Raw genomic sequence first — 26,296 nt, 5'->3', positions numbered from 1 at the left:
GAAGGACTGATTCAATGCTCGCGACTTCCTTGCCCCCGCCGTCGAACCGCATCGCCTATGTTCAGGCGAGCTGGCACACGGATATCCTCGAACATGGCCGCGAGGCTTTTCTTGCGCGTCTCGACACACATTGCGTGGCGCGCGCGAACGTCGACTTCCATCAGGTGCCGGGCGCGTTCGAGATTCCGCTGTTCGCGCGCCGCCTCGCGCAGACGCGCCGCTATGGCGCGATCGTCGGCGCGGCGCTGGTCGTGGACGGCGGTATCTACCGGCACGACTTCGTCGCCGGTTCGGTGGTCGATGCATTGATGCGGGTACAACTGGAGCAGGACGTGCCGGTGTTCTCGATGGTGCTGACACCGCATCACTATCACGAGCACGACACGCACGCGACGTTCTTTGCCGGGCATTTCGCCGTCAAGGGCGCCGAGCTTGCCGACGCGATCGTCAATCAGTTGGGGGCGCTGGCGCAGCTTCGGAACCTGAGCGAAAGCGACCGTCATCTGAGCGGCCTCGCGATAATGGAGGCGCACGCGTGAGCACGTTCGACGAACACTGCGTCGCAGAGTTGATCGACGCGAACCTGAGCCATTGGATCGAGTTGCGACACGATCTGCACGCGCATCCGGAGCTACGTTTCGAGGAGCTGCGGACCGCGGAGCGCGTTGCGCGGGAGCTGAGCGCGATCGGCTACGAAGTCTCGCGCGGGCTCGGCGGCACCGGCGTGGTCGCGAGCCTGGCGGGCAAGGATCCGGCGCGCGCCATCATGCTACGCGCGGACATGGATGCGTTGCCGATCCACGAGGCGGCGAGTCACGACCATGTGTCGACGTCGCCCGGCAAGATGCACGCATGCGGGCACGATGGCCACACGGTGATGCTGCTGGCGGCGGCGCGCATGTTGCGCGAATTGCCGCCATTGCCCGGCACGGTTCACTTCGTATTCCAGCCGGGCGAAGAGGGCGGCGCCGGCGCGCAAAAGATGATCGACGATGGACTGTTCGAGCAGTTTCCCTGCGAGGCCGTGTTCGGCATGCACAACTGGCCGCGCTTGCCGGAAGGGCATTTCGGACTGCGCGCCGGGCCGATCATGGCGGCCGGCACGCGCTTTCGGATTCGCGTGAAAGGCAAGGGCGCGCACGCGGCCCAGCCACATCTCGGCGTCGATCCGATTCCGATCGCGTGTGCGCTGGTGCTGCAATGTCAGACGCTGTGCGCGCGCCACAAGGACCCGGTCGACCCCGGCGTGATTTCCGTGTGCATGATGCATGCGGGCGACACCGACAACGTGGTGCCCGATTCGGCCGAACTCGGTGGAACGATTCGCACGCTGTCGACCACGTTGCTCGATCAGTTGAAAGAGGACGTCACGCGGCTTTGTAAAGGGATCGCGCAGTCGTACGGCGTATCGATCGATGTCGAGTTCTTTCAGTACTATCCGGCGACCGTCAACACGCCGGCGCACACCGCGCTGTGCGAGTCCGTGTTGCGCTCGACCTTCGGCGACGCGCGGGTTCACGCGGACATCGAACCCAATATGACGTCCGAGGATTTCGGCTTCATGCTCGCGGTGAAACCCGGCGCCTATATTCTCGCGGGCACGGGGCAGCAGGCCGGCCTGCATCATCCCGAGTTCGATTTCAACGACGCGGTGATTCCGGCGGGCGCGCGCTACTGGGTCGCGCTCGCACACCGATACTTCAGCGGGCGTTGACGCGCGGCGGCTCTACATGATCGAAAAAACTGTCGATACGGCGATGATGCGCCGAAGCGGAATCGCCAGATGGCTTGCACCGGTCACGGTCATCTCCATCGCGCAACTGTTTGGCACGTCGTTGTGGTTCAGCGCGAATGGCGCGGCCAGCGATCTGATGCGCGCATGGCACGTGAGCACCGCCGATATCGGTTGGCTGACGAGCGCGGTTCAGGCGGGTTTCATCGCCGGCACGCTGACCATCGCGCTGACCGGCGCGGCTGACCGGTTCCGCGCGAGCGCGATATTTTTCGCCAGCGCGGTGGCGGGCGCGATTTTCAACGCGTGCTTTGCGTGGCTCGCGCAGGGCATGGGCAGCGCGATGGTGTTGCGCTTTTGCGTCGGCATCTGCCTTGCGGGGATCTATCCGATGGGGATGAAGCTCGTCGTCGGCTGGGCACCGGAGGAGGCGGGCGCCGCGTTGGCTCAACTCGTCGCGATGCTGACGCTCGGGACCGACCTGCCGTATTTGCTGCGTGTCGCGGGCGCGGATCTGTCGTGGCAATGGATCATCACAGGCTCGTCCGTGCTTGCGCTGTTCGGCGCGTTGATGGTGGGCTCGCTCGGCGATGGCAAGGACGGTCGCGCGACGGGTGCGGCGAGTGATCGGCGAAATGCTGCCGATAGCGGCTCGCGAAGCGTATTGCCGGCATTCAGAATCAAGGCCTTCAGAACCGCCGCTTATGGCTACTTCGGCCATATGTGGGAGCTGTACGCATTCTGGGCGATCGTGCCGCTTCTGGTGTCCCATTCCGGCGTACTGAAAGCGATCGACGTCGGCGGCGTGTATGGCGTGTCGTTTCTGGTGATCGGCGTCGGCGCGCTGGGTTGTCTTGCCGGCGGATGGTGGTCGCGGCGAGTAGGCAGCGCGCGAGTCGCGGCGACCGCGCTGGCGTTGTCCGGGCTGTGCGCGGTCGCGTTCGCGTTCGGCTGGCGAAGCCTGCCGCCGGTCGCGCTATTCGTGCTGCTGCTGGTGTGGGGCGCGGCCGTGATCGCGGACTCGCCGCAGTTCTCGGCGGTGTCCGCGCAAGGCTGTCCTCGCGATCTGATCGGCGCGGCATTGGCGATCCAGAGCTCGATCGGCTTTGCGATCACCGTCGTCGCGATTCCCGCCACCACGAAGCTGTTCGAGGTAGCGGGACTCGATGCGGTCTGGCTGTTGGTGCCGGGGCCCGTGCTGGGACTGGTGGGTTTTTATCGCGGCGTACAGGCGCGCGCCGCGCAACGGCTGAAGTGATTTCCAGAGCGCTTCGTGATTCGATATCGGTTCGGCGTGCCAGAAAAAAAGCCACCCTGCGCGAGGCAGGGTGGCTTCACTTTACGACCGGACTAGTTGCGAATCTGGCGGCTCGTCAGCGAACTGTGTCGCCGTTGTGCGACGCGCTCAATGTCCGAACGACTCCGCCTTCGACGCTCCGGCTTCCATCGCCTGTGGACGTGCTGCCTGCTTGATCAGCAACGCGATGCACGACACCAGACCGGCGATCGCGATCGTCGCGAAGATGCCGCCGAACGAGAAGTGACGGCGCGTCAGTTCGGCCACGAGGAACGACCCCGCGATGCCGCCGAAGCGGCCGACGCCGAGCATCCACGCAACGCCGGTACCGCGGCCCTGGGTCGGGTAGAACGCGGCGGCGAGCGCCGGCAGCGACGATTGCGCGGTATTCATCAGCACGCCCGCGACGAACACGATGAACACCAGCGCGCCGACATTGCCGGCCGCCTGGCCGATGAAGTACACGCTGACGGCGGTCAGCGCATAGCAGATCGCGACGACGCGATTGCCATTGAAGCGGTCCATCAGCCAGCCGGCGAACACCGCGCCGATGCCGCCGAGCGGGAACAGCGCGGAGATCAGCGTCGCGCGTTGCGGCGTGAGGCCGGCGTCCTTCAGCAGGATCGGCATCCAGTTGATCGACGCATAGAAGATCACGAGGCCCATGAAGTACGCGAGCCACAGCATCACCGAGCCGACGATATACGAACGCGACAGCACGACGGCGAGACCCTTGCCGCCGGTCTGCGGCGCGGTTTCGGTCATCGTGAATGCACCGGCCTGTACCGCGTCGCCGGAAATGCGCGCGAGCGCCGCGCGAATCCGTTCGACCGGCTTGTTGTTGGCAACCATGTAGCGCACCGATTCCGGCATCTTCGCGAGCAGCAACAACACCAGCACCAGCGGCGTGATACCGCCGAGCAGCAGCACGCTGCGCCAGCCGAAATGCGGAATCATCCATGCGGCGAGGAAGCCGCCGAACGCGGCGCCGAGCGGGAAGCCGCAGAACATCAGATTGATCACGGTGGCGCGGCGGCGATCCGGGCAGTACTCGCCCATCATCGTCACCGCATTCGGCATCGCGGCGCCGAGGCCAACGCCGGTAATGAAGCGCAGGATGGTCAGGTGTTCGATGCTGTCGGCGAACGCGGAGCCGAGGCAGGCAACACCGAACAGCAGCACCGAGCCGAGCAGCATGCCGCGACGTCCGAGACGGTCGGACAGCGGGCCCGAACCCAGCGCGCCGCACGCGAGGCCGAACAGCGCCGCGCTCAGCACCGGTGCGAGCGACGGTTTGTCGATACCCCATTCGTTAATCAGCGAAGGCGCGATAAAGCCGATCGCGGCCGTGTCGAAGCCGTCCAGCAGCACGATCACAAAGCACATGAAGAAGATCAGCCACTGGAACGGCGAAAACGGATGCTCGTTGATGAAGGTTTGAACATTCACAGTGGTGCTGCGGTTCATGATGGTCTCCTTACTGCGAAAAGGCCCGCACGACGAGCTATTTTTTCCTTAAGACCGTACGCCGATTGCAGGCGGCGCGCGATCCCTGCGCCACGGCAAAAATGGCTGTGCTTCGGCAATAAATCATACCCGGACGGTCGCCTTGCAGGAACCGCATCGGGTCGGCGATGTGTTTGCGATTTGTTCGATTACAGAACGGTGATTCTTCCCGCGAACGCGCGCCACTGTAAGCAATTTGACGGTATCGGGTCAACGCGGGAATACCCGAGACGGACGGAAAATGGGCGTAGGCCTATGTGCGGCTGGGTGGAATTCGACGCGTCGAAGGAGGGAGCGGCGGCGCGTCGGCATGCCGCGCGTGGTTGCGCGGCATGCGTTAGCTGAGGGGTTTAAGCGAAGGCTGAAGCGGGAGAAGGCGCGGCGCGAAAATGCGTTACAGCGATCATCAGCCCGCCGCGCCCGGATTCGCGATCGTCTGCTCGATCTTGCCCAGCCGCACGACGGTCACGCCGGGGCGCAACTGCCGCAGCGACGGCATCACGAGCATGCAGTTGTCATAGGGCGTGCGCACTTCCTCGCCGTTCGACCAGCCGATCAACGCGCCGGCCTCGGGGAAAATCTCGAGGCCCGTGTACGGCGCGGCGAAACGGAAGTCCATGCTGGTGGCGACGACCGGCTGCGTGACGCGCACGATGTGTTGCGCGGCCGGCAGCGGCGCGAGCCAGCCGGGCGGCAGATCCGCTTCGTCGATCACGCCGGCGAGCAGCAGGAAGCGCGCGGTCGTATCGCGCGCGACGGCTACCGCGCCCGGCTCCCAATGCTGGCCGCATTCGATCAGCAGCGCGTTCTTCGCGCTCGCGGGATCGCCGAAACCTTCGTAGTCGCGCATGCGGCGGCCTTCCGGATGCCCTTCGTCGCAGATCACCGTGGCCGGCGTGCCGAGCCGCGTGGCCAGATCGATGCCTTTTTGCAGCGGTCCCGCGACGATCAGCGGCTTGCTCTTCTCGTGCATCGAATGCAGATCGAGCAGCGCATCGACGGTGTCGACCACCGGGCGCAGCGCCCGCGCGCGCTCCAGTTCGCTCGACGTGCGCGACGTATCGTCGAGCACCGCCGCGGTCCACACGCGATTGAAGTCCTGATCGACGAAGCGCGCGGCATCCGGCTTTGCCGGATCGAAGCGCCCGTATGCGGCGACGTTCGCGAACGACAACGTCAGACGCCCGCGCCGCGGACGCAGCGCGCGGCGCAGCAGTTCATCGACGACGATCGCGCCGCACACCTCGTTGCCGTGCGTCAGCGCATTGATCATCACGTGCGGACCGGGCAGGCCCGAATCGAACGTGTGCACATACGCGATACCGGACGACGACTGCTCGTGCGGCGTGATATCGGGGAATTCGACTTCGATCGGATAGGCTTCGATGCTCATGCAGATGCGTCCTTGCGCAAAAGGGTTGATCAGGTCTTGATGAAGACGTTGTTATGGCTTACGCCGCCCAGCCAGTGTAATTCGGAAAGCGCGAGTTCCTTCGTGAATCTGGACGGCCCCGGGTGGCAGGCAAATGAAAACTTCACCAGCTTGTAGTGGGTGTATAGGCTCGAATCGTCCATCACCACAAGCCGCTTCGCGCACGAGCGGACCGAATTACCGGCATGTCGATCCGCCCCGCGCAACGATTATTCGCCGCTCACCTCATGCCCCGAGTTTCGCCGCGATCGCCTTGCCGACATCGCTGGTGCTCGCCTTGCCGCCGAGGTCGCCAGTATGCGGACCCGAGACGAGCGTTGCCTCGATCGCCGCGAGAATCGCGTCGTGCGCCTCGCGCTCCTTGCCGGTGGAGTGTCCGAGGAAGTCGAGCATCATCGCGGCCGACCAGATCATCGCGATCGGATTGGCGATGTACTTGCCGGCGATGTCCGGTGCCGAGCCGTGCACCGGTTCGAACAGCGACGGAAACTTGCGGTCCGGATTCAGATTGCCCGACGGCGCGAGGCCGATCGTGCCGGTGCAGGCAGGGCCGAGGTCGCTCAGGATGTCGCCGAACAGATTGGTCGCGACCACCACGTCGAAGCGATCCGGATTCAGCACGAAGCGCGCGGACAGGATGTCGATGTGCTGCTTGTCCCACGTGACGTCCGGATATTGCGCGGCGATGCCGGCCGCGCATTTGTCCCACCACGGCATGCTGATCGCGATGCCGTTGCTCTTGGTCGCGACGGTGATTTTCTTGCGCGCGCGGCGCTGCGCGAGATCGAACGCGAACTTCAGCACGCGCTCGCTGCCGTGCCGTGTGAAGACCGATTCCTGCAGAACGAATTCGCGCTCGGTGCCTTCGAACATCACGCCGCCGACCGACGAATATTCGCCCTCGGTGTTCTCGCGCACGATCCAGAAATCGATGTCGCCGGCCTTGCGTCCCGCGAGCGGCGACGGCACGCCGGCGAATAGCCGGGCAGGGCGCAGGTTCACATACTGGTCGAACTCGCGGCGGAACTTCAAGAGCGACCCCCATAGCGAAATGTGATCCGGCACGGTGTCGGGCCAGCCGACCGCGCCGAACAGAATCGCATCGCGCGATTGCAGTTGTTGCTTCCAGTCGTCCGGCATCATCTTGCCGTGCTTCGCGTAGTAATCGCAGCTCGCCCACTCGATGTGCTGATAGTCGAGTTCGATGCCAAAGCGCTGCGTCGCGACCTCCAGTACGCGCAGTGCTTCGGGCATCACTTCGACGCCGATGCCGTCACCCGGAATGACGGCGATCCGATATCTGTTCGACATGCTGTGCTCCTCCTTTGGGATGTAATCGGGGATTCGACGGTGCTTATTCTATTCCTGCTGTTTGCGCCTAAAATGTGTGCTTTGGTTAAGCCACTATGCACAATTCGTGAATAAAGAGCGTCCCGATGAATAGCGTCCCGTCTCCCGATCTCGGCGATCTGCGTGTGTTCTGCGAAGTCGCGCGCAAGTGCAGTTTCAGCGCGGCGGCCGATGCGCTGTCGGTATCGGCCGCCTATGTGAGCAAACGCATCAACGTGCTGGAGACGACGCTCGGCACGCGTCTGCTGCATCGCTCGACGCGCCGCGTCGCGATCACCGAGGCGGGCGAGCGCGTCTATGCGTGGGCCGAAAAGATTCTCGACGACGTCGACCAACTCGTTGAAGACGTATCGACGACGCGTCGGATTCCGGGCGGCAAGCTGCGCATTTCGAGCAGCTTCGGCTTTGGTCGCCGCTTTGTCGCGCCGGCGCTCGCAAGTTTCACCGAACGCTATCCGCAACTGAGCGTGCGGCTCGATCTGTTCGATCGTCTCGTCGATGTCGGCGGCGAGGGCTTCGACCTCGACATTCGTATCGGCGATGAAATCGCGCCGCATCTGATCGCGCGGCGGCTCGCGTCGAATCATCGCGTGCTGTGCGCATCGCCTGACTATCTTGCGCGACACGGTACGCCGCGGCAACTCGCGGATCTGTCGTCGCATGCGTGTCTCGCGATCAAGGAGCGCGATCATCCATTCGGTGTGTGGCGACTCTCGGCGCGCGGCGAAGAGACGTCGATCAAGGTCACGGGGCCACTGTCGACCAATCACGGCGAAGTCGCGGTGCAATGGGCGCTCGCCGGACGCGGCATCGTGCTGCGGTCGTTGTGGGACGTCCACGCGCTGATCGCGAGCGGCGAGTTGCGCCAGGTGTTGCCCGAGGTCACGCAGCCGGCGAACGTGTGGGCCGTGTATCCGGAGCGGCTGGCCCAATCGGCAAAGGTGCGCGTGTGCGTCGATTTTCTTAGCGAAGAATTTGCACGGCTCGACAACTCGCGCGCATAGGCGTGAGTTACAGCTCTGATTCACAGCCGTGAATCACCCCGCATATATCGCGCGCGACGCGATGTTTTCCGTTGCTGCATAAATCACAATTGACTAGGATTCGACGGTACTCGCTATTAGTCATACCACTGGCTTTCCAATGCTTTTCTCACGAAAAGCTTTTCTTATGCAAACCGAATCTACCTTCGCCGCGAATTCACAATGCAGTCATCCGGAAAACGTAAGCGCCGTCAGTTTGCACGCAGCTAACGATACCGACGAGGCGTTTCTCGCCGATGTATTTATCAGCACGCGCTGGGACGAATTCTCCCGCACCGGCTGGGAGCCGCAACGCATCGAAGCATTTCTGCGGCAGCAATTCCAGTTTCAGCACACGTACTACCACGAGCACTATCCGCATGCGTGTTTCGATGTCGTGCTGGCCGGCGCGGAGCCGGTCGGACGTCTGTATCACGCGTGGCGGCCGCCGCAGATCGGCGACGAAGTGCGGATCATCGATATCGCATTGCTGCCCGCATGGCGCGGCAAGGGAATCGGCACGCAACTGCTGCATGCGCTGATCGCCGACGCGGTGCGCGAGCAATTGCCGGTGAGCCTGAATGTCGAAACCGACAACCCCGCGCAGGCGCTGTACCGGCGCCTTGGTTTCGTCAAGCAGAGCGGCGGGTCGGGTGTCTACGATCTGATGCGTCGTGAATGCGCGCCGTTCGACGCGCCGGCCGTTTCGCTCGCGGCGCTGCGTGGTAACGCGAATGTGGTGGCTATGTGATGTACGTGAGCAAGCAATGAGCAAGCAGTGAACTCGCATAACAGCGGTGCAATTCGCTAAAGAACTGCAGCGCGGCTGCCGTAAGTTTGACGACAGAGAAGCACTGGGAAATAGAAATTGGACCATCACAAGCGAGCGTGATGCAACGCGCAACCGGATCCGCAAAGCAAGCGCGATGAAATGCGACGAAGTACGACAAAGCACGCGCGAACCGGAAGCACAACCAGAAACACGGCAACCCGCATGCCGCATCAGCAGACCGAGCGTGCGCGCGTTGCAATCGAAGCAGGGGGCGAAGTTGTCGAACACGGTTTCCGATTTACCGGCCCTGGACGAGTTGCAGTCAGCACTCGGACATGTCTTCACACTGGCAAGCGCGGACGATGCGGCACGCCCGCTCGTGCAGACGCGTTTGCTCGACGCATGGGCGGACGTCGCGATGAACAACGACTACGAGTGCTATTCGGCGAGCTTCGAGTTGCCGCTCAATATCGCGTTACCGCAGGATACCTATCGCTTTATCGCATCCGATGGCCGCGCGTGGCTGCTGTTCGTGTCGCCGGCGAAGCCGCTTGAATCGGGAGCAGGGGTGCTCTGCGCGGTGATTCATCGCAAGGTGTCGCCGGCTACGGCGCCAGCCGCTGCGTCGGACGCGGTGTGACGCGCGCCGCGTTTCGTCTGCTGTTGCATTCCATTCGGTTTGTCGTGCCGCACATCGTTGTGCGCGGCGCGATGCATTGCCCTTTTCATCGTCCGTTGCATGCCGTTGATCGTTCCGTTGCGCGCTGCGTTCCGTTCAGCCGCACGGCCTTTCCGTCGTCTTTGTTTCCAATTCTTCTGGAGGCAGCATGTCCGATCCCTATATCGGTGAAATTCGCATGGTGGGTTTTAGCTTTGCACCCTACGGCTGGGCGCTCTGCCAGGGGCAGATCATGCAGATTACGCAGAACCAGGCGCTCTTTACGCTGTTCGGTACCGTCTACGGCGGTAACGGCCAGCTGACTTTCGGTCTGCCGGACCTGCGGGGGCGCTCGCCGGTCGGCACAGGCACGGGCGTGAGCCCTGGACTTCAGCCAGTGAACCTCGGCCAGGTGGGCGGCGCCGAAACCGTCACGTTGGAGCAGACGCAAATGCCGATGCATACGCATACGGCGCAGGTCGCGGGTGCGTCGGCGGCCGGCGGGCAAATCGCGATTCCGGCCTCGACGGCCACGGGAAGCTCGGCGGGTGCCAACCCGACCGTGGCGACCAATGTGCCGGCTCCGACAGCGGTGCTCGGCGGCGCTCTGTCGGCAGGCCATCCGGCGACGATCTACAACACCGCCGCCGCGGACACGACGCTCAAGCCGTTCGACGTGTCGCTGACGGTCTCGGCTCCGTCCATCGCCAACTCGGTCACGGGCGGTGGCCAGCCGTTCGCGGTGCGCAATCCGTATCTCGGCCTCAATTTCATCGTTGCGTTGAACGGCATTTATCCGACGCGCGACTAAAGTGTCGCTGGTCAGCCGTTTGCGGCACGCCGAGCCGAGCCGCGCGTCATGATTCGCCGCGCGGCACCGAGGCGGTGACTAACGCGCTGTGTTCAGCGTGCGCCACAGCGCTGTCCTGCTGATGCCGGGCGCGGCGCACGCCGCGTTCCGTTCAGCCGCACGGCCTTTCCGCCGTCTTTGTTTCCAATTCTTCTGGAGGCAGCATGTCCGATCCATATCTCGGCGAAATCCGCATGGTGGGTTTCAACTTTGCACCCAAAGGCTGGGCGCTTTGCCAGGGGCAGTTAATGCCCCTCAAGCAAAACCAGGCGCTCTTTGCGCTGTTCGGTACCTTCTATGGCGGTGACTCCCTGAACACTTTCGGTCTGCCGGACCTGCGGGGCCGCTCGCCGGTCGGTACGGGCACGGCGTCTGGACTCCAGCCAATAGATCTCGCGCAGCAGGGCGGCTACGAAGGTGTGCTGTTGCAGCAGTCGCAAATGCCCGCGCATACGCATACGGTGCAGGCCACGGGCACGTCGTCGGCCACCGGGCAGATCGCGATCCCGGCCTCGACGGCCACGGCGAGCACGACGGGTGCCAACCCGACCGTGGCGACCAATGTGCCGGCTCCGACAGCGGTGCTCGGCGGTGCATTATCGGCAGGCCATCCGGCGACGATCTACAACACCGCCGCCGCGGACACCACGCTCAAGGCGTTTGACGTTTCGTTGGGAGTCTCGCCGCCGTATATCGTCAACTCGGTCACGGGCGGCAATCAGCCGTTCGAGGTGCGTAATCCATATCTCGGCCTTAATTTTATCGTTGCTTTGGCGGGCATTTTTCCGACGCGCCAACAGTAACCAACGCGTCGTCGTTCAGCCGTCCGCGGCTTACCGCGAGACGGCGAGGCAGCGAGGCGATAACTAACGCGCCGCGTTCAGCTTGCGCCACAGCGTCGTCTTGCTGATACCGAGCGCGGCGCACACCGCGTCGCGATCGCCATCGTGGGCCGCGAGCGCCGCGCGAATCTGATCGGCTTCCACATGACGGCTGCGCTCGCGCAACGTGAGCGCGGCGGGTTTCGCGCGAGCGGCGGGCTCGACGATTTCCGGCGCGACTGCGCGCAGCATGTCGCGCGTGACGATGGCGGTGTTATCCGATGTGTTTTCCCGCGTATCTGCCGGCGTGTGAGCCGGCGACGCGAACGCAGTGGCATTCCCATCCGCATCGGTATCCGCCAACTCCACCGCAATCCGCTCGATCACGTTCTGCAATTCGCGCACATTCCCCGGCCACGTGTAGCGCCGCAACGACGTACTGAGACCCGCGAGCATCCGCGCGGCAGTTGCGGCATCAGGCACGCGCGCGGCCAGCCTCGGCTCGCGCGCGGCGGCCTGGCGCAACAGTTCCGCCGCGAGCGGCAACAGATCGTTTAGCCGCTCGCGCAGCGGCGGCAGCGCGATGCTGAGAATATTGAGCCGGTAGTACAGATCGGCGCGAAAGCCGCCGGCCGCGACACTGTCGGTCAGCGCGCGATGCGTCGCCGCGACCACGCGGATATCGACGCGCATCGGCTCCGTCGAACCGAGCCGCACGACCTCGCGCTCCTGCAACACGCGCAATAGCCGGCTCTGCAACGACAGCGGCATCTCGCCGATTTCATCGAGAAACAACGTGCCGCGATGCGCGACTTCGATCAGCCCCGCCTTGCCGCCTTTGCGCGCGCCGGTAAACGCGCCTTCCTCGTAGCCGAACAATTCGCTTTCGAGCAGCGCTTCAGGAAACGCGCCGCAATTGATCGCGACGAACGCGAAGTCGCGCCGCGCGCTCAACCGATGCATGCTCTGCGCAACCATCTCCTTGCCGGTCCCGCTCTCGCCGAGAATCAGCACGGTCGCATCCGACCTCGCATAGCGCCGCAACAGCGCGCGCACCCGTTCGATCGACTCGGACGCGCCGACAATATCGTCGAGCCGGTAGCGCGCGGTGAACTGCTGCACGCGCTGACGTGAGCGCAGCGTGCGATCGAGTCGCTCGACCGCGCGCGATTCCTGAAACGTCAGCACGGTGCCCGCCGTCGCACCGCTGCTCGCGAGCGGTCCGCGATGCACGACGTAGCTCGCGCCGCGCACCGTGCAGAAGCTGTCGCCGTCGGTATCGGGCAGGCTGCCGGCGAGATCCGGCGCGAGATCGAGCAGCGCGCGGCCGACCGCTTTTGCCGGATCGATAGCAAGCACGCTCGCGAGACGCTGGTTCATCACTTCGACGCGGCCTTGCGCGTCGAGCGCGACGACGCCGTCACGCAGATGCTGCAGCAATGTATCGAGCCGCTGCCGTCGCACGGTTTCGCGCCGTGTCGCTTGCGCGACTTCGAGCGCGGTATCGAAGCCGGTCCGAACCGACGCGCGCGAGTACAGAAACACCGCGCCCATGCCGGCGTTCGCGGCGAGATCGGTGACGAGGCCGGGGCCGACCACGACGTCGATGCCGCGATCGCTCAGGTCGAGCACGACGCTCTCCGCGTCCTGCACCGACTGATACGACGCGAACGTGATGTCGAGCGCGTACGCGGCGGTGAAGCGGCGCACTTCGTCGGGCGTGTCGCCGTGCGTGACGAGCGCGACGCGCGCGCCTTCGCGGCGAGCACGCGCGAGCGCATGCATCATGTCGTAGCCGCTCGGGTTGATCCGCACCACCGGCACCGCGACGCGCGTCTTCAGATACGCGCCGTTAGAGCCGCCGGCGATTACGACGTCGGGGCGCCCGGCGCCCGCGCTTTCGATTTCGCGCACCGCGTCTTCGAAGCCATGCGACACGATGCGCAGATCGGCGCGTTCGACGTATTCGCCGGCGATATCGAAGAACAGATCGCGCAGGCGGCTGATCGAGAACGCCCAGATGCGCGGACGTTGCGGCGGTTCGTACAAGGACGTGCTCAAGGCGGTCGGCTCGCGGCGGGGTTGGAGATAGGCCGATTATGAGCGTGTTCGTTGCGGATTTGAAATGGGGATTTCATTTATGAAATGAACGCGAAACCCGGCCGTACCGGGGTTGCGGCCGGATCATCGTCAAATCAGGGACTTAGAAGCCGCTTCGCGAACTGGCCCATTCTTTGCGTTACAGGCTGCCGTCCAAAGCTGTCAGCAAGACTGCCATTCAGGCTGTGACCGAAGCCGTGACCCCAAGCCACCCGCCAATATCTGGAGATAATCGATGAGCGAAGCAGACAACAGCACGCCGAACGCCGGCGCATTCAAACCGAAGAAATCCGTCGCGCTGTCCGGCGTGACCGCGGGCAACACCGCGCTGTGCACGGTCGGCAAGACCGGCAACGATCTGCATTACCGTGGCTACGACATTCTCGATATCGCCGGCGCGTGCGAATTCGAGGAAATCGCTTATCTGCTGGTGCACGGCAAGCTGCCGAACCAGGCCGAACTGAGCGCTTACAAGACCAAGCTGAAAGCGCTGCGCGGCCTGCCCGCGAACGTGAAGGCCGTGCTCGAATGGATCCCAGCCGCCGCGCACCCGATGGACGTGATGCGCACCGGCGTGTCCGCGCTCGGCACCGTGCTGCCCGAGAAGGACGACCACAATCTGCCGGGCGCGCGCGATATCGCCGATAAGCTGATGGCCTCGCTCGGCTCGATGCTGCTGTACTGGTATCACTACTCGCACAACGGCAAGCGCATCGAGGTCGAAACCGACGACGATTCGATCGGCGGCCACTTCCTGCATCTGCTGCACGGCGTGGAGCCGTCGAAGTCGTGGGTCGACGCGATGCACGTGTCGCTGAACCTGTATGCCGAGCATGAATTCAACGCGTCGACGTTCACCGGCCGCGTGATCGCGGGCACGGGCTCGGACATGTATTCGGCGATCACCGGCGCGATCGGCGCGCTGCGCGGCCCGAAGCACGGCGGCGCCAATGAGGTCGCGTTCGAGATCCAGTCGCGCTACCAGACGCCCGACGAAGCAGAAGCCGATATCCGTCGCCGCGTGGAAAACAAGGAAGTCGTGATCGGCTTCGGCCACCCGGTGTACACGATCTCCGATCCGCGCAACAAGGTGATCAAGGACGTCGCGAAGAAGCTGTCGAAGGAAGCGGGCAACACGAAGCTGTTCTCGATCGCCGAGCGGCTCGAAACAGTGATGTGGGACGCGAAGAAGATGTTCCCGAATCTGGACTGGTTCAGCGCGGTGTCGTATCACATGATGGGCGTGCCGACCGCGATGTTCACGCCGGTCTTCGTGATCGCGCGAACGGCGGGCTGGAGCGCGCACATCATCGAGCAGCGCATCGACAACAAGATCATCCGCCCGAGCGCGAATTACACGGGGCCTGACGATCTGCCGTTCGTGCCGCTGTCGAAGCGTGGCTGATCGGCGAGCTACACTACACCCACTGCCTGACCGGTCCGCCAGCAAAGCATCGCTCGAAAACGTGCGCTGCGCGCGACCGGCCGCCGCCGGCATACTGTCCGGCGGCCGATAACCGTCCTGTCCCTACGCCATGAATACTGCCAACCGCAAACGCCTTCCCGGCACCGAACTCGACTTCTTCGATACGCGCGCCGCGGTCGACGCGATCGAACCCGGCGCCTACGACAAACTGCCGTACACGTCGCGCGTGCTCGCCGAAAATCTGGTGCGCCGCTGCGATCCGGCGACGCTCACCGCATCGCTGCAGCAGATCATCGGGCGCAAGCGTGATCTGGATTTCCCGTGGTTTCCGGCGCGCGTCGTCTGTCACGACATTCTCGGCCAGACCGCGCTCGTCGATCTCGCCGGCCTGCGCGATGCGATCGCCGCGCAAGGCGGCGACCCGGCGCTCGTCAACCCGGTGGTGCCGACGCAACTGGTGGTCGATCACTCGCTCGCGGTCGAATGCGGCGGTTTCGATCCGGATGCGTTCGCGAAGAATCGCGCGATCGAAGATCGCCGCAACGAAGACCGCTTCGACTTCATCAACTGGACCAAGCGCGCGTTCCGCAATGTCGATGTGATTCCGCCAGGCAACGGCATCCTGCATCAGATCAACCTCGAACGGATGAGCCCGGTCGTGCAGGTGAAAGACGGCGTCGCGTTTCCCGACACGCTGGTCGGCACCGACTCGCATACGCCGATGGTCGACGCACTCGGCGTGATCGCGGTCGGCGTCGGCGGTCTCGAAGCGGAAAGCGTGATGCTGGGCCGCGCATCGTATATGCGGCTGCCCGATATCGTCGGCGTCGAGCTGAGCGGCAAGCCGGGTGAGGGCATCACGGCAACCGACGTGGTGCTGTCGCTGACCGAATTCCTGCGCAAGGAAAAGGTGGTCGGTGCGTATCTGGAGTTTTACGGCGAGGGCGCGGCGAACCTGACCTTGGGGGACCGCGCAACGATCGCCAATATGGCGCCCGAGTTCGGCGCGACCGCCGCGATGTTCTATATCGACGAACAGACGATCCGCTATCTGAAGCTGACCGGCCGCGACGACGAACTCGTCAAGCTGGTCGAGACCTATGCGAAGCAAACCGGCTTGTGGGCCGACACGCTGAAGCACGCGGAATACGAGCGCGTGCTGAAGTTCGATCTCTCGACCGTGGTGCGCACGCTCGCCGGGCCGTCGAATCCGCATCGCCGCCTGCCGGTGTCGGAGCTGGCCGCGCGCGGCATCAGCGGCAAGGTCGACAACGAGCCGGGGCTGATGCCCGACGGCGCGGTCATCATCGCCGCGATCACCAGCTGCACGAATACCAACAATCCGCGCAACATGATCGCGGCCGGTCTGCTCGCGCGCAATGCGAACCGCCGCGGACTCACGCGCAAGCCGTGGGCGAAGACCTCGCTCGCGCCGGGCTCGAAAGCGGTCACGCTGTATCTGGAAGCGGCGGGGCTGTTGCCCGAATTGGAACAGCTCGGCTTTGGCGTGGTCGCGTATGCGTGCACGTCGTGCAATGGCATGTCCGGTGCACTGGATCCGGTGATCCAGAAAGAAGTGATCGAGCGCGATCTGTATGCGACCGCGGTGCTGTCGGGCAACCGTAACTTCGACGGGCGGATTCATCCGTACGCGAAGCAGGCGTTTCTCGCGTCGCCGCCGCTCGTCGTTGCGTATGCAATTGCGGGCACCATTCGCTTCGATATCGAGAAGGACGTGCTCGGCGTCGATGCCGAAGGTCGTCCGGTGCTGCTGAAGGACCTGTGGCCGTCGGATGCGGAGATCGATGCGATCGTCGCGTCGAGCGTGAAGCCGGAGCAGTTCCGCCAGGTTTACGAACCGATGTTCGCGCTGGCCGCCGATAACGGCGAAAGGGCGGAGCCGCTGTACGACTGGCGCGGGCAGAGTACGTATATTCGCCGTCCGCCGTATTGGGAAGGGGCGCTCGCCGGCGCGCGCACGCTGCAGGGCATGCGTCCTTTGGCCGTGCTCGGCGACAACATCACGACCGACCACCTGTCGCCATCGAACGCGATCCTGCCCGACAGTGCGGCCGGCGAGTATCTGACGAAAATGGGCCTGCCCGAAGAGGACTTCAATTCGTATGCGACGCATCGCGGCGATCACCTGACCGCGCAGCGCGCGACCTTCGCGAACCCGACGCTGAAGAACGAGATGGTGCTCGAAGATGGCCACGTGAAGGCCGGTTCGCTCGCGCGTATCGAGCCCGAAGGCAAGGTCACGCGGATGTGGGAAGCGATCGAAACCTACATGGAGCGCAAGCAGCCGCTGATCGTGATCGCCGGCGCCGACTACGGCCAGGGCTCGTCGCGCGACTGGGCCGCGAAGGGCGTGCGGCTCGCCGGCACCGAGGCGATCGTCGCCGAAGGCTTCGAGCGGATTCACCGTACAAACCTGGTCGGCATGGGCGTGTTGCCGCTCGAATTCAAGCCCGGCGTGAATCGTCTGACGCTTGGCATCGACGGCACCGAAACCTTCGATGTGATCGGCGAGCGCAAGCCGCGCGCGGATCTCACGCTGGTGATTCATCGCAAGAACGGTGAACGTGTCGACGTGCCGGTGACCTGCCGGCTCGATACGGCCGAAGAGGTCTCGATTTACGAAGCGGGCGGCGTATTGCAGCGTTTCGCGCAGGACTTTCTCGAATCGACGCAAGCGGCGGCATGATGGTTGAAGCCGTGCGTTCGTCGCGAATCTGAAAACAGAACAGGGCAATGCGGCTGCTCAACGTGAATCACGCGCCGCATCGCCCAACTTTATGACGACGTCATCTCAGGACACTTTTATGCACTTACCCCAGATCAGGATTCCGGCCACCTATATGCGTGGCGGCACCAGCAAGGGCGTATTTTTCCGCCTGCAGGATTTGCCCGAGGCCGCGCAAACTCCGGGCGCCGCGCGCGACGCGCTGCTGATGCGCGTGATCGGCAGCCCCGATCCGTACGGCAAGCAGATCGACGGCATGGGCGGCGCGACGTCGAGCACCAGCAAGACGGTGATCATCGCGCGCAGCAGCCGGCCCGATCACGATGTCGACTATCTGTTTGGCCAGGTGTCGATCGATAAGGCGTTCGTCGACTGGAGCGGCAATTGCGGCAATCTGTCCGCGGCGGTCGGACCGTTCGCGATCGGCGCGGGGCTCGTCGACGCGAGCCGCATTCCGCGCGATGGCGTGGCGACCGTGCGCATCTGGCAGGCCAATATCGGCAAGACGATCATCGCGCACGTGCCGATGACCGATGGCGCGGTGCAGGAAACCGGCGACTTCGAACTCGACGGCGTGACGTTTCCGGCCGCCGAAGTGCCGCTCGAATTCATGGACCCGGCCGCCGAGGAAGAAGGCGCGGGTGGCGCAATGTTCCCGACCGGCCATATCGTCGACGATCTCGAAGTGCCCGGCATCGGCACCTTCAAGGCGACGATGATCAACGCCGGCATTCCGACGATCTTCATCAACGCGGATGCGCTCGGCTACACCGGCACCGAGTTGCAGGACGCGATCAATAGCGACGACAAGGCGCTCGCGAGGCTCGAGACGATTCGCGCGCACGGCGCGCTGCGCATGGGCCTGATCAGGCATCTGGACGAAATCGCGTCGCGTCAGCACACGCCGAAGCTCGCTTTCGTCGCGAAGCCGGCCGACTATGTCGCGTCGAGCGGCAAGGCGGTGCGCGCGGGCGACGTCGATCTGCTGGTGCGCGCGATGTCGATGGGCAAGCTGCATCACGCGATGATGGGCACCGCGGCGGTCGCGATCGGCACGGCCGCGGCGATCTCGGGCACGCTGGTGAATCTGGCCGCCGGCGGCGGCGAGCGCGAGTCGGTGCGCTTCGGGCATCCGTCGGGCACGCTGCGGGTCGGCGCGCAGGCGAGCCTGAAGGATGGCGAGTGGGTCGTCACCAAGGCGATGATGAGCCGCAGCGCGCGCGTGCTGATGGAAGGCTGGGTGCGCGTGCCGCAGCAGGGCTGACGCGCATCCGATGTCGATCGATATCAGCGGCACCGAGGGCTACGCCGAACGGGCGGACGCGCTGATCGAACAGTGGCGGACGATTTCGTTTGCCGATCAGCATGCGCCTGTTCTGGCGTGGATACCGCGCGTGCCGTCGCGAATCGTCGATATCGGCGCGGGCATTGGTACGGACGCGGCCGGCTTTGCCGCGCTCGGACATACGGTGCTCGCGGTCGAACCGGTCGATGCGTTTCGCCGCGCGGCGCGCGAGTTGCATCCGTCGCCGCGCATCGAATGGCTCGACGACAGCCTGCCCGATCTCACTGTGTTGCTTGCGCGGCGCGACAGATTCGACGTGGTGATGCTGTCGGCCGTGTGGATGCATCTGGACGCGCCGCAGCGCGAGCGCGCGATGCAGTGCGTCGCGGCGCTGCTGCGCGACGGCGGCGTGTCTATCATGTCGCTGCGGCACGGGCCGGTTCCCGACGGCCGCCGCATGTTCGACGTCACGGCCGACGAGACGATCCGGCTCGCGTCCGCGCACGGATTACGGCTCGTGCGCGAATTGCACACGTCGTCGGTGCAACCGGCCAATCGCGCGAACGGTGTGACGTGGACGCGGTTGGTGTTTGAAAGGCCCGCAGACATGGCCTACTGATCTGATCGCGGGCAGACTCACCGCTCGTTGCTCGCCGCTCATTACTCGTCGCTTACGCAACGTAAGCGCCTGACTCCCGCCGCTTCAATTCCCCACTGGAAATACCTCGTTCACCCGCACCGCATCTGCCGTGCGCAAAGAACCCTGTCGTCTACAATGGCCGCTCGAAACCGGCCGCCACCGCACCGAACACTGCCGCAGCGGCCGAACAAGAATCGAAGCTGAGGAGGCGGGATGCAGGACAGGGTGGAGGCGGAGGCAACGAGCGCCGGCGATGCCGCGCGAGCCAGGCGCGCGGTGCTGGTGATCGCGTTGGCGCAATTGCTCGGCACCTCGTTGTGGTTCAGCGCGAACGGCGCGATGCGCGATCTGCAGGTTGCATGGCAACTGAGCGCGTCCGGAATCGGCTGGCTGACCAATGCGGTGCAGGCCGGTTTTATCGTCGGAACCTTGCTGTCGGCCACGACCGGCCTCGCGGACCGCGTATCGGCCAGCAAGGTGTTCGCGATCTGCGGCGTGCTCGGTGCCGTGCTTAATGCGCTGTTTGCGCTGTGCAGCAGCGGGCTCGCGTCGGCGCTGGTGTTTCGCTTCGGCGTCGGCGTCGCGCTCGCGGGCATCTATCCGCTCGGGATGAAACTGCTCGTCACATGGGACCCGAAGCGCGCCGCGCAGACGCTCGCGTTGCTCGTCGCGATGCTGACGCTCGGCACGGCGTCGGTGCATGCGATCCGCGCGTTGCTGTCGACGGTGCCGTGGCAGACGGTGGTGCTGACCTCGTCGGTGCTCGCGGTGATCGGTGCGCTGCTGGTGTTTTCGCTCGGCGAAGGACCGCATGCGCGGCGCTCGGCCAACCGTCGCTTCGGTTTGTCGGCGGGTGTCGGGCAGGTGGTGCGGATCAGCGAATTTCGCGCGGCGGCGCTCGGCTATTTTGGCCACATGTGGGAGCTGTACGCGTTCTGGACGCTGACGCCGCTGCTCGTGCAACGCGCGTTCGCGAACGGTGGCGGCGCGCCCGCATCGGCGAGTACTGTCGCGTCGTGGTCGTTTCTGATCATCGGGATCGGCGCGCTCGGGTGCCTGTGCGGCGGCCGGCTCAGCAAGTCGGTGGGTAGCGCGCGGACCGCCGCGCTGGCCTTGACAATCTCGGGCACGCTGTGCGCGATTTATCCGCTGACGCCGTCGCTCGGCACCGCCGCGCAACTGGCACTGCTCGTCGTATGGGGGATCAGCGTGATCGCCGATTCGCCGCAATTCTCCGCGCTGTCCGTCAAGGCCTGTCCGGCCGACAAGATCGGCGGTGCGTTGACGCTGCAGAACAGCTTTGGCTTCTTTCTGTCGGCGTGCTCGATCCTGTGGTCGACGAGCGTCTATCACACGCTCGACGTGCGCGTTGCGTGGTTGTTGCTGCCGGGACCGATCATCGGGTTGATCGCGATGACGCCGCTGTTGCGCAAGCAGCCGCGCTGGTAGCGGGAACTGGTTATCGGGCTGGTGTTGCGCTGGAATTGTGTCGGCATTGCACCGGCATCCGGCGCTGCGGCGAAGCCGATGCTTCGCCGCCCCATCATGCCGGCTTACTTACCGCCGTGCTTCTGCTGCCAACGCTTCATCAACGCGATTTCATCGTGCTGCGCATTGATGATGTTGCGCGCGAGCTTTTTCATCTCCGGATCCTTGCCGTATTTCAGTTCCGCCTGCGCCATTTCGATTGCGCCCTGATGGTGCGGAATCATATGCGCGACGAAATCCCGGTCGGCGTCGCCCGTGTATTCGGGGGCGCTCATGTCGTGCATCATCCGCTCGTCGGCGGCCTTGAAGGCTTGCGTCGAATCGCCCGCGCCGGCATGCGCGGAATCCGACATATCCATGCCGGCCATACCTTGATGCTGTGCATGGGCCGGCGCGGTCGCCACCGCGAATGCAAGACCGCCGAACAGACAGAGAGCGCGAATAGCGCGAAGGTTCTTCATATTGGATATCCGTTGATAGGGAAGGGTCTTCGGTAACGCAGATGCTGCAATGAAAAGCGTGAATCAGGTTGCACGGGAAGGATGAAAGCCCGCTGCCTCGATCGCTTCGATCAGCTGCTGTTCGGGCAGCGCCGACGTGATTCTGGCGATTTTAACGGGCACGTCGATGTCTATCTTCGCCGCCGGGTCGACGCGGTTCAGTGCGTTTGCAACGGCTTTCGCGCAGCCGCCGCAGGCCATATCGGGAATGACGAATTCCATTTGCTGCCTCCAGTGAGAATTGATTGAACCATCGATTCATCAATCCTGGACCTTCCCGCGGTGGTAAGGTCAAGCGGATGCGCGCACATTGTTCATGCTTTGCCGCGAAAAATCCACCTTGCCGCCGCGCCCTATAATCAAAACCGCATTGAAGCTCGCACGACGCCGGCCCGCAGTCCGCGCACCGTTGCGCCGATCACCCATGTACCGCATCACCAACGCAAAGAGGCTGACAGCATGTACATCGCGATGAACCGCTTCAAAGTGGCACCAGGCTCCGAGGCCGACTTCGAGCATCTATGGACGACGCGCGACACTCATCTGAAGGAAGCGCCGGGTTTCGTCGAATTCCATTTGCTCAAGGGGCCGCGCAAGGACGATCACGTGCTCTATTCGAGTCATACGATCTGGCGCGACTACGCATCGTTCGAAACATGGACCAAGTCGGATGCATTTCGCGCCGCGCATCGCAGCGCCGGCAATCAGAATCGCGTGCTTTATCTCGGCCACCCGGAATTCGAAGGATTCGAGGTGATCCAGACCGTCAAGTAGGTCGCGCGGGTCCGCGCCGCATTTGCCGGCGCGTTCACACCACTGTCAAAGGAAATAGAACATGAAAGCCGTCAGAATCGGTTCGCCCGCCACCGTCGATAGCCTGCAGGTCGTCGATCTCGCCGATCCCGGCCAGCCCGCCGCGGGCCAGATACGCGTGCGCATCCATGCAAGCTCGCTGAACTTTCACGACTATGGCGTCGTAACCGGCCGGCTGCCGTCCGCGCCGGGCCGCATCCCGATGGCCGATGGCGCGGGCGTCGTCGAAGCAGTCGGCGAAGGCGTGCGCGAATTCAAGGCGGGCGACCACGTGGTGTCGTGCTTCTTTCCGTTCTGGGAAAACGGGCCGCCCGCCATTGCCGATTTCACGACCACGCCTGGCGACGGCGTCGACGGTTATGCGCGCGAAACCGTGGTGCTGCCGAGCCACTATTTCACGCGTGCGCCGGCCGGCTACAGCCATGCCGAAGCGGCGACGCTGACCACGGCAGGGTTGACCGCGTGGCGCGCGCTGGTCGTCGACGGTCAGTTGAAGGCGGGCAGCACGGTGCTCGTGCTGGGCACCGGCGGCGTGTCGATCTTTGGCTTGCAGATGGCGAAGGCGATGGGCGCATCGGTGATCGCGACGTCGTCATCGAACGACAAACTCGCGAAGCTGCGCGAACTGGGCGCCGACCATACGATCAACTATCGCGAGAATCCGGAGTGGGGCAAAGAAGTGCGTCAGCTGACGGGCGGACGCGGCGTCGATCATGTGATCGAGGTGGGCGGCGCCGGCACGCTGCCGCAATCGATCATCGCTTGCCGGATCGGCGGCCATATCGCGCTGATCGGCGTGCTGACGGGCCGCGAAGGGCCGGTGCCGACCGCGCATCTGATGGCGCGGCAGCAGCGTCTGCAAGGGCTGATCGTCGGCAGCCGTCAGGAGCAGATCGACATGGTGCGCGCGCTCGAAACGACTGGCATCAAGCCGGTGATCGACAGCACGTTCACACTGGGCCGGCTTGCCGATGCTTTCCGGCATGAAGCGTCGGGCGCGCATTTCGGCAAGATTTGCGTGGCGATCTGAATGTGTGTTGGGCGCTGGTGAGCGCCGTTGAACGCTGTTGAGCGTGCAAGTAGCCGAGGTCGAGGCGATGGCTGCTTGAGCCGTTGCCGCCATTGCGTCGGCGGTTCTGGTTCCAGTTCGGATTTCAGATAGACCGCGCGTTCAGGCCCGCCCGGCCAGATCGGCGAAGCTGATCGGCGTGGCTTCGCAGGCCTGCGTGAATGCTTCGTCGTAGCTCGTGAAAAACACCGTGCGGGTGGCGCCCAGCGTCTTGAACAGATCGGCGAGCACCGCGCGCGCGGCCGCGTCGAGTCCGCCCGCCGGCTCGTCGGCGATCAGTACGCGGGTGTCGCCGATCGCGGCGGCTGTCAGGAAGACCTTTTTGCGGCTGCCATACGACATCTGTTCGAAGCGTTTGTCGAGGTGCGGCGCGAGGCCGAAGCGCTCGGCGAGCGCAAGCACATCTCCGGTGAGCGCGCTTTGTCTCGCCGATGCCACCTGCTGCAGATAGTCACGGCCGGTCTGATCCGGCCAGTTCATGCTGTCTTCCGGCACATACGTGAGCGCCGCCTGCGCGGCCCGCGGCGCGGCGCGCAGCGAATGGCCGCCGAGCCAGACGTCGCCGGTATCGGCTTCGAGCGCGCCGGCGAGGATGGCGAGCAACGTCGATTTGCCGCTGCCGGACTCGTCGTTTAACGCGATGCATCCGGATCGCGTGTCCAAATGCAGTCCTTCGAACAGAACACGGTTGCCGTAGCGCTTGCTGAGGTTGTCGAATCGAAGCATGAATGGGCGTGGAAAAGGCGGGAAGAACGCGCTGCGTGGCTATGTTGGCGGGCTCGCGCCGAAGTGCGCGCGGCGTTTTCAGTACGGCGATGCGCGCCAGTGTAGCAGTGCGCTTCGATCGGGCGGTGTCGCTGATCGCCAGGCGCGAGCGTATGCTGTTCGAACGCCATCCCGCCGCTCCTGCGCCAGGTGCGAAGCGGGCCACGGCGTTGTAGTGACTGGGCGGCGGGCCGTGGTGCATGGCGGACCGAATGCATCACCGATCGACCGGAAAGCTCTGTGGAGACGCGACATGACCAAGCACAACTCCCGAGCGCTGTCGCTGTCGGCGTTGACCGTACTGGAGCTGAGCCCGCCGCGGATGGTCGAGTGCGCCGCGCAGGCCGGCTACGACCACGTCGGCTTGCGGCTCGTGCCCGCCACCGATCACGAGGTGCGGCACGACATCGTCGGTCCGACCGCGTTGAAGCGCGAAACGCTTGCGTGTCTGCGCGACACCGGCATCGATGTGCTCGATGTCGAGATTCTGCGGCTGAAGCCCGACACCGATGTGCGCGCGTGGCAGCCGGTGCTCGACGCCGCCGCAGAATTCGGTGCGCGTTTCGTGCTGGTTGCCGGCAACGATCCCGACGAAGCGCGCAGCGCCGGGCGGCTCGCGCAGTTGTGCGAACTCGCCGAACCGCTGGGCCTCACGGCGTCGCTCGAACCGATGCCATGGACCGATGTGAAGGACGTCATGCAGGGCGCGCGCATCGTGAAGGCGGCGGCGCGGCGCAATGCCGGGCTGATCGTCGATCCGATCCATTTCGATCGCGCGGGCACGTCGACGGACACGTTGCGCGCGCTGCCGCGCGAGTACTTCGGCTACGTGCAGTTCTGCGACGCGCCGGCCGAACGTCCGACCGACCTCGACACGCTGCTCTATCAGGCGCGCTGTGAACGGATGATTCCGGGCGAGGGCGGCTTCGATCTCGCCGGCATTCTGCGCGCGCTGCCGGATCATCTGCCGATCAGTATCGAAGTGCCGATGCAGCAGTGGGCGCAAACCGCGCCGGCGCTCGAACGGGCGCGCAGGCTGCGCGACGCGACGCTTGGGGTGCTGCGGCGCATCGATATGGCGATGTAGTGAGTCGTTTGGCCGCTGTGCCGCGATGGTGGCCGCGCGTTTTGCCGATGCGGTGCGTTGCGTTATGTCGCGACGCCGCCCGATTGTGAGACGCACGGTAAAGCCATCGGCGAAACATGGGCTATCTTCACACGAATAGTTGCCGATCGCTTCGGGATCACGACGATCGATGCGACGTACAGATTCGGCCAAAAGCACCACACGGGGTATCGACGATGAATCCGACACGCAGGCACCCGGCAGCGCCGGGCGGCGCACGGCATCCGGCCGCTCTGGTGGATAGCCAGTTGCGGCATCTCGAGAACGTGGTGCGCTACCTGACGCGCGGGCGCACAACACATTCCGATGAATTCGACCAGCGCTATTGGGAACAGCGCATTCGCGCGCTCGAACAGACTCACGAGCTGATTGCGAGTCAGCGAGATCGTATTGCGAGGCTGCGCCACAGGCTGGGCGTTGAGGCGGCCTGCGATTCCCCCTCTCGCGAATAGCCAATTCGGAGCAGCGTCTATTTCTCACACAATTGCACCGCATTTAAATCAGACTGTCGCAGTAATTCTGACTGATTTTAAATGGGGTGCGGTTAAATATAACCATTAAAATACACAAGCCGTTTTGCGCTGATAAACTGTGCGCCGGAGTCATGCGGCGCGCACTCCTTTCCGGCGTCTCCGATGCGTCGTTCCGGGCATCCCGATGGCCGGAATGGCAGCAAAATCAGGCCTTTTCCGCGAATTCGAACGTGCGTCCAGCCGGCATACTGATCTCGGTAATCACGGGCAAAAAGGGACGTATGCCTCGTTATCTTTCCGGGTGTCTTTTGCGCGACGCGCGTCCGGCATTTTTCGCCTTAGCGGTTATCCGCGCACTCCACTTTCTGATTTCGACACGCAATGTCGACACGCAGTCCTTGTAATAAGGGTTTGTTCAAACCCGA

At 64.2% G+C, this 26,296-nt stretch carries 24 protein-coding genes; 17 read left to right on the top strand and 7 right to left on the bottom strand.

Annotated elements, in window-relative coordinates; translation table 11 throughout:
* Positions 1–14 precede the first annotated feature (14 nt).
* From L0U82_RS28000 to L0U82_RS27990, 3 genes are read left to right on the top strand one after another with little or no spacing between them, the layout of a single operon-like run.
* On the top strand, positions 15–539 hold the full coding sequence (locus tag L0U82_RS28000; protein WP_233836212.1) for a 6,7-dimethyl-8-ribityllumazine synthase: 525 nt from the start codon (positions 15–17) through the stop codon (positions 537–539).
* Positions 536–1,714, top strand: a complete 1,179-nt coding sequence (locus L0U82_RS27995; RefSeq protein ID WP_233836211.1) for a M20 aminoacylase family protein — start codon at positions 536–538, stop codon at positions 1,712–1,714. Before L0U82_RS28000 ends, L0U82_RS27995 begins: the two co-directional genes overlap by 4 nt.
* A gap of 16 nt (positions 1,715–1,730) precedes the next feature.
* Positions 1,731–2,990 carry an MFS transporter gene (locus tag L0U82_RS27990; RefSeq protein WP_233836210.1) on the top strand — a complete coding sequence of 420 codons (1,260 nt, stop codon included), beginning with the start codon at positions 1,731–1,733 and terminating at the stop codon, positions 2,988–2,990.
* Positions 2,991–3,137: 147 nt separating this feature from the next.
* Here the strand turns inward: L0U82_RS27990 and L0U82_RS27985 are convergent, their stop codons facing one another.
* The 3 genes from L0U82_RS27985 to L0U82_RS27975 form a co-directional block, all read right to left on the bottom strand.
* Positions 3,138–4,496 carry an MFS transporter gene (locus tag L0U82_RS27985; protein ID WP_233836209.1) on the bottom strand — a complete coding sequence of 453 codons (1,359 nt, stop codon included), beginning with the start codon at positions 4,494–4,496 and terminating at the stop codon, positions 3,138–3,140.
* Between the two features lie 445 nt (positions 4,497–4,941).
* The gene (locus tag L0U82_RS27980; RefSeq protein ID WP_233836208.1) at positions 4,942–5,928 is read right to left on the bottom strand and encodes a succinylglutamate desuccinylase/aspartoacylase domain-containing protein; all 987 of its coding nucleotides are present in this window, start codon (positions 5,926–5,928) and stop codon (positions 4,942–4,944) included.
* Positions 5,929–6,192: 264 nt separating this feature from the next.
* On the bottom strand, positions 6,193–7,278 hold the full coding sequence (locus tag L0U82_RS27975) for a tartrate dehydrogenase (protein WP_233836207.1): 1,086 nt from the start codon (positions 7,276–7,278) through the stop codon (positions 6,193–6,195).
* A gap of 125 nt (positions 7,279–7,403) precedes the next feature.
* Between L0U82_RS27975 and L0U82_RS27970 the strand changes: the two genes are divergently transcribed.
* From L0U82_RS27970 to L0U82_RS27950, 5 genes are all read left to right on the top strand, one after another.
* On the top strand, positions 7,404–8,321 hold the full coding sequence (locus tag L0U82_RS27970; RefSeq protein ID WP_233836206.1) for a LysR substrate-binding domain-containing protein: 918 nt from the start codon (positions 7,404–7,406) through the stop codon (positions 8,319–8,321).
* Between the two features lie 166 nt (positions 8,322–8,487).
* Entirely contained in the window at positions 8,488–9,090 is a 603-nt protein-coding gene (locus tag L0U82_RS27965; protein WP_233836204.1) for a GNAT family N-acetyltransferase, read from the top strand.
* A 265-nt stretch (positions 9,091–9,355) separates the two neighbouring features.
* Entirely contained in the window at positions 9,356–9,751 is a 396-nt protein-coding gene (locus tag L0U82_RS27960) for a DUF6916 family protein (protein WP_233836202.1), read from the top strand.
* Positions 9,752–9,938: 187 nt separating this feature from the next.
* On the top strand, positions 9,939–10,580 hold the full coding sequence (locus L0U82_RS27955; RefSeq protein WP_233836200.1) for a phage tail protein: 642 nt from the start codon (positions 9,939–9,941) through the stop codon (positions 10,578–10,580).
* Positions 10,581–10,783: 203 nt separating this feature from the next.
* Entirely contained in the window at positions 10,784–11,422 is a 639-nt protein-coding gene (locus L0U82_RS27950; RefSeq protein ID WP_233836198.1) for a phage tail protein, read from the top strand.
* A 63-nt stretch (positions 11,423–11,485) separates the two neighbouring features.
* On the opposite strand, the gene prpR is transcribed toward L0U82_RS27950, so the two are convergent.
* The gene (prpR, locus tag L0U82_RS27945; RefSeq protein ID WP_233836196.1) at positions 11,486–13,501 is read right to left on the bottom strand and encodes a propionate catabolism operon regulatory protein PrpR; all 2,016 of its coding nucleotides are present in this window, start codon (positions 13,499–13,501) and stop codon (positions 11,486–11,488) included.
* 274 nt (positions 13,502–13,775) lie between these two features.
* On the opposite strand from prpR, the gene prpC reads away from it, so the two are divergent.
* From prpC to L0U82_RS27920, 5 genes are all read left to right on the top strand, one after another.
* Positions 13,776–14,945, top strand: coding sequence for a bifunctional 2-methylcitrate synthase/citrate synthase (prpC, locus tag L0U82_RS27940; protein ID WP_233836195.1), 1,170 nt, complete (start codon positions 13,776–13,778; stop codon positions 14,943–14,945).
* A 130-nt stretch (positions 14,946–15,075) separates the two neighbouring features.
* Positions 15,076–17,673: a Fe/S-dependent 2-methylisocitrate dehydratase AcnD gene (gene acnD / locus L0U82_RS27935; RefSeq protein WP_233836194.1), complete on the top strand. Its 2,598-nt coding sequence runs from the start codon at positions 15,076–15,078 to the stop codon at positions 17,671–17,673.
* A gap of 118 nt (positions 17,674–17,791) precedes the next feature.
* Positions 17,792–18,976 (top strand): 2-methylaconitate cis-trans isomerase PrpF, encoded by a 1,185-nt coding sequence (gene prpF / locus L0U82_RS27930; RefSeq protein ID WP_233836193.1) that lies wholly within the window; start codon positions 17,792–17,794, stop codon positions 18,974–18,976.
* A 10-nt stretch (positions 18,977–18,986) separates the two neighbouring features.
* Complete coding sequence (locus tag L0U82_RS27925) at positions 18,987–19,616, top strand: class I SAM-dependent methyltransferase (RefSeq protein WP_233836192.1); 630 nt, start codon at positions 18,987–18,989, stop codon at positions 19,614–19,616.
* Between the two features lie 234 nt (positions 19,617–19,850).
* A complete protein-coding gene (locus L0U82_RS27920) occupies positions 19,851–21,086 on the top strand; it encodes an MFS transporter (RefSeq protein WP_233836190.1) in 1,236 nt (411 codons plus the stop codon).
* Between the two features lie 104 nt (positions 21,087–21,190).
* Here L0U82_RS27920 and copM read toward each other — a convergent pair whose 3' ends face one another.
* Together copM and L0U82_RS27910 are read right to left on the bottom strand one after the other, a co-directional pair.
* Complete coding sequence (gene copM, locus L0U82_RS27915; RefSeq protein WP_233836189.1) at positions 21,191–21,586, bottom strand: CopM family metallochaperone; 396 nt, start codon at positions 21,584–21,586, stop codon at positions 21,191–21,193.
* Positions 21,587–21,649: 63 nt separating this feature from the next.
* Positions 21,650–21,847 carry a heavy-metal-associated domain-containing protein gene (locus L0U82_RS27910; RefSeq protein WP_233836188.1) on the bottom strand — a complete coding sequence of 66 codons (198 nt, stop codon included), beginning with the start codon at positions 21,845–21,847 and terminating at the stop codon, positions 21,650–21,652.
* A gap of 237 nt (positions 21,848–22,084) precedes the next feature.
* Here L0U82_RS27910 and L0U82_RS27905 point away from each other — a divergent pair, with 237 nt between their 5' ends.
* Both L0U82_RS27905 and L0U82_RS27900 read left to right on the top strand, forming a co-directional pair.
* Positions 22,085–22,399, top strand: coding sequence for an antibiotic biosynthesis monooxygenase family protein (locus tag L0U82_RS27905; protein WP_233836187.1), 315 nt, complete (start codon positions 22,085–22,087; stop codon positions 22,397–22,399).
* Positions 22,400–22,460: 61 nt separating this feature from the next.
* Entirely contained in the window at positions 22,461–23,468 is a 1,008-nt protein-coding gene (locus L0U82_RS27900) for a zinc-dependent alcohol dehydrogenase family protein (RefSeq protein WP_233836186.1), read from the top strand.
* Between the two features lie 141 nt (positions 23,469–23,609).
* On the opposite strand, the gene L0U82_RS27895 is transcribed toward L0U82_RS27900, so the two are convergent.
* Complete coding sequence (locus L0U82_RS27895) at positions 23,610–24,233, bottom strand: ABC transporter ATP-binding protein (protein WP_233836185.1); 624 nt, start codon at positions 24,231–24,233, stop codon at positions 23,610–23,612.
* 292 nt (positions 24,234–24,525) lie between these two features.
* On the opposite strand from L0U82_RS27895, the gene L0U82_RS27890 reads away from it, so the two are divergent.
* On the top strand, positions 24,526–25,359 hold the full coding sequence (locus L0U82_RS27890; RefSeq protein ID WP_233836183.1) for a sugar phosphate isomerase/epimerase family protein: 834 nt from the start codon (positions 24,526–24,528) through the stop codon (positions 25,357–25,359).
* Positions 25,360–25,574: 215 nt separating this feature from the next.
* On the top strand, positions 25,575–25,850 hold the full coding sequence (locus L0U82_RS27885) for a hypothetical protein (RefSeq protein ID WP_233836182.1): 276 nt from the start codon (positions 25,575–25,577) through the stop codon (positions 25,848–25,850).
* Positions 25,851–26,296 lie beyond the last annotated feature (446 nt).

Origin of the sequence: Paraburkholderia sp. ZP32-5, from assembly GCF_021390495.1 — a bacterium.
Classification (GTDB): domain Bacteria; phylum Pseudomonadota; class Gammaproteobacteria; order Burkholderiales; family Burkholderiaceae; genus Paraburkholderia.
This window is presented reverse-complemented; position numbering and strand designations above follow the sequence as displayed.

Bases quoted from the DNA above. Each gene is read 5' to 3' on its own strand.
- L0U82_RS27905 (WP_233836187.1), top strand. From the start codon at position 22,085: ATGTACATCGCGATGAACCGCTTCAAAGTGGCACCAGGCTCCGAGGCC.
- acnD (WP_233836194.1), top strand. From the start codon at position 15,076: ATGAATACTGCCAACCGCAAACGCCTTCCCGGCACCGAACTCGACTTC.
- L0U82_RS27985 (WP_233836209.1), bottom strand. From the start codon at position 4,496: ATGAACCGCAGCACCACTGTGAATGTTCAAACCTTCATCAACGAGCAT.
- L0U82_RS27970 (WP_233836206.1), top strand. From the start codon at position 7,404: ATGAATAGCGTCCCGTCTCCCGATCTCGGCGATCTGCGTGTGTTCTGC.
- L0U82_RS27975 (WP_233836207.1), bottom strand. From the start codon at position 7,278: ATGTCGAACAGATATCGGATCGCCGTCATTCCGGGTGACGGCATCGGC.
- L0U82_RS27965 (WP_233836204.1), top strand. From the start codon at position 8,488: ATGCAAACCGAATCTACCTTCGCCGCGAATTCACAATGCAGTCATCCG.
- L0U82_RS27920 (WP_233836190.1), top strand. From the start codon at position 19,851: ATGCAGGACAGGGTGGAGGCGGAGGCAACGAGCGCCGGCGATGCCGCG.
- prpC (WP_233836195.1), top strand. From the start codon at position 13,776: ATGAGCGAAGCAGACAACAGCACGCCGAACGCCGGCGCATTCAAACCG.
- L0U82_RS27910 (WP_233836188.1), bottom strand. From the start codon at position 21,847: ATGGAATTCGTCATTCCCGATATGGCCTGCGGCGGCTGCGCGAAAGCC.
- copM (WP_233836189.1), bottom strand. From the start codon at position 21,586: ATGAAGAACCTTCGCGCTATTCGCGCTCTCTGTCTGTTCGGCGGTCTT.
- L0U82_RS27950 (WP_233836198.1), top strand. From the start codon at position 10,784: ATGTCCGATCCATATCTCGGCGAAATCCGCATGGTGGGTTTCAACTTT.
- L0U82_RS27990 (WP_233836210.1), top strand. From the start codon at position 1,731: ATGATCGAAAAAACTGTCGATACGGCGATGATGCGCCGAAGCGGAATC.
- L0U82_RS27885 (WP_233836182.1), top strand. From the start codon at position 25,575: ATGAATCCGACACGCAGGCACCCGGCAGCGCCGGGCGGCGCACGGCAT.
- L0U82_RS27890 (WP_233836183.1), top strand. From the start codon at position 24,526: ATGACCAAGCACAACTCCCGAGCGCTGTCGCTGTCGGCGTTGACCGTA.
- prpF (WP_233836193.1), top strand. From the start codon at position 17,792: ATGCACTTACCCCAGATCAGGATTCCGGCCACCTATATGCGTGGCGGC.
- L0U82_RS27895 (WP_233836185.1), bottom strand. From the start codon at position 24,233: ATGCTTCGATTCGACAACCTCAGCAAGCGCTACGGCAACCGTGTTCTG.
- L0U82_RS27955 (WP_233836200.1), top strand. From the start codon at position 9,939: ATGTCCGATCCCTATATCGGTGAAATTCGCATGGTGGGTTTTAGCTTT.
- L0U82_RS27925 (WP_233836192.1), top strand. From the start codon at position 18,987: ATGTCGATCGATATCAGCGGCACCGAGGGCTACGCCGAACGGGCGGAC.
- L0U82_RS27980 (WP_233836208.1), bottom strand. From the start codon at position 5,928: ATGAGCATCGAAGCCTATCCGATCGAAGTCGAATTCCCCGATATCACG.
- L0U82_RS27900 (WP_233836186.1), top strand. From the start codon at position 22,461: ATGAAAGCCGTCAGAATCGGTTCGCCCGCCACCGTCGATAGCCTGCAG.
- L0U82_RS28000 (WP_233836212.1), top strand. From the start codon at position 15: ATGCTCGCGACTTCCTTGCCCCCGCCGTCGAACCGCATCGCCTATGTT.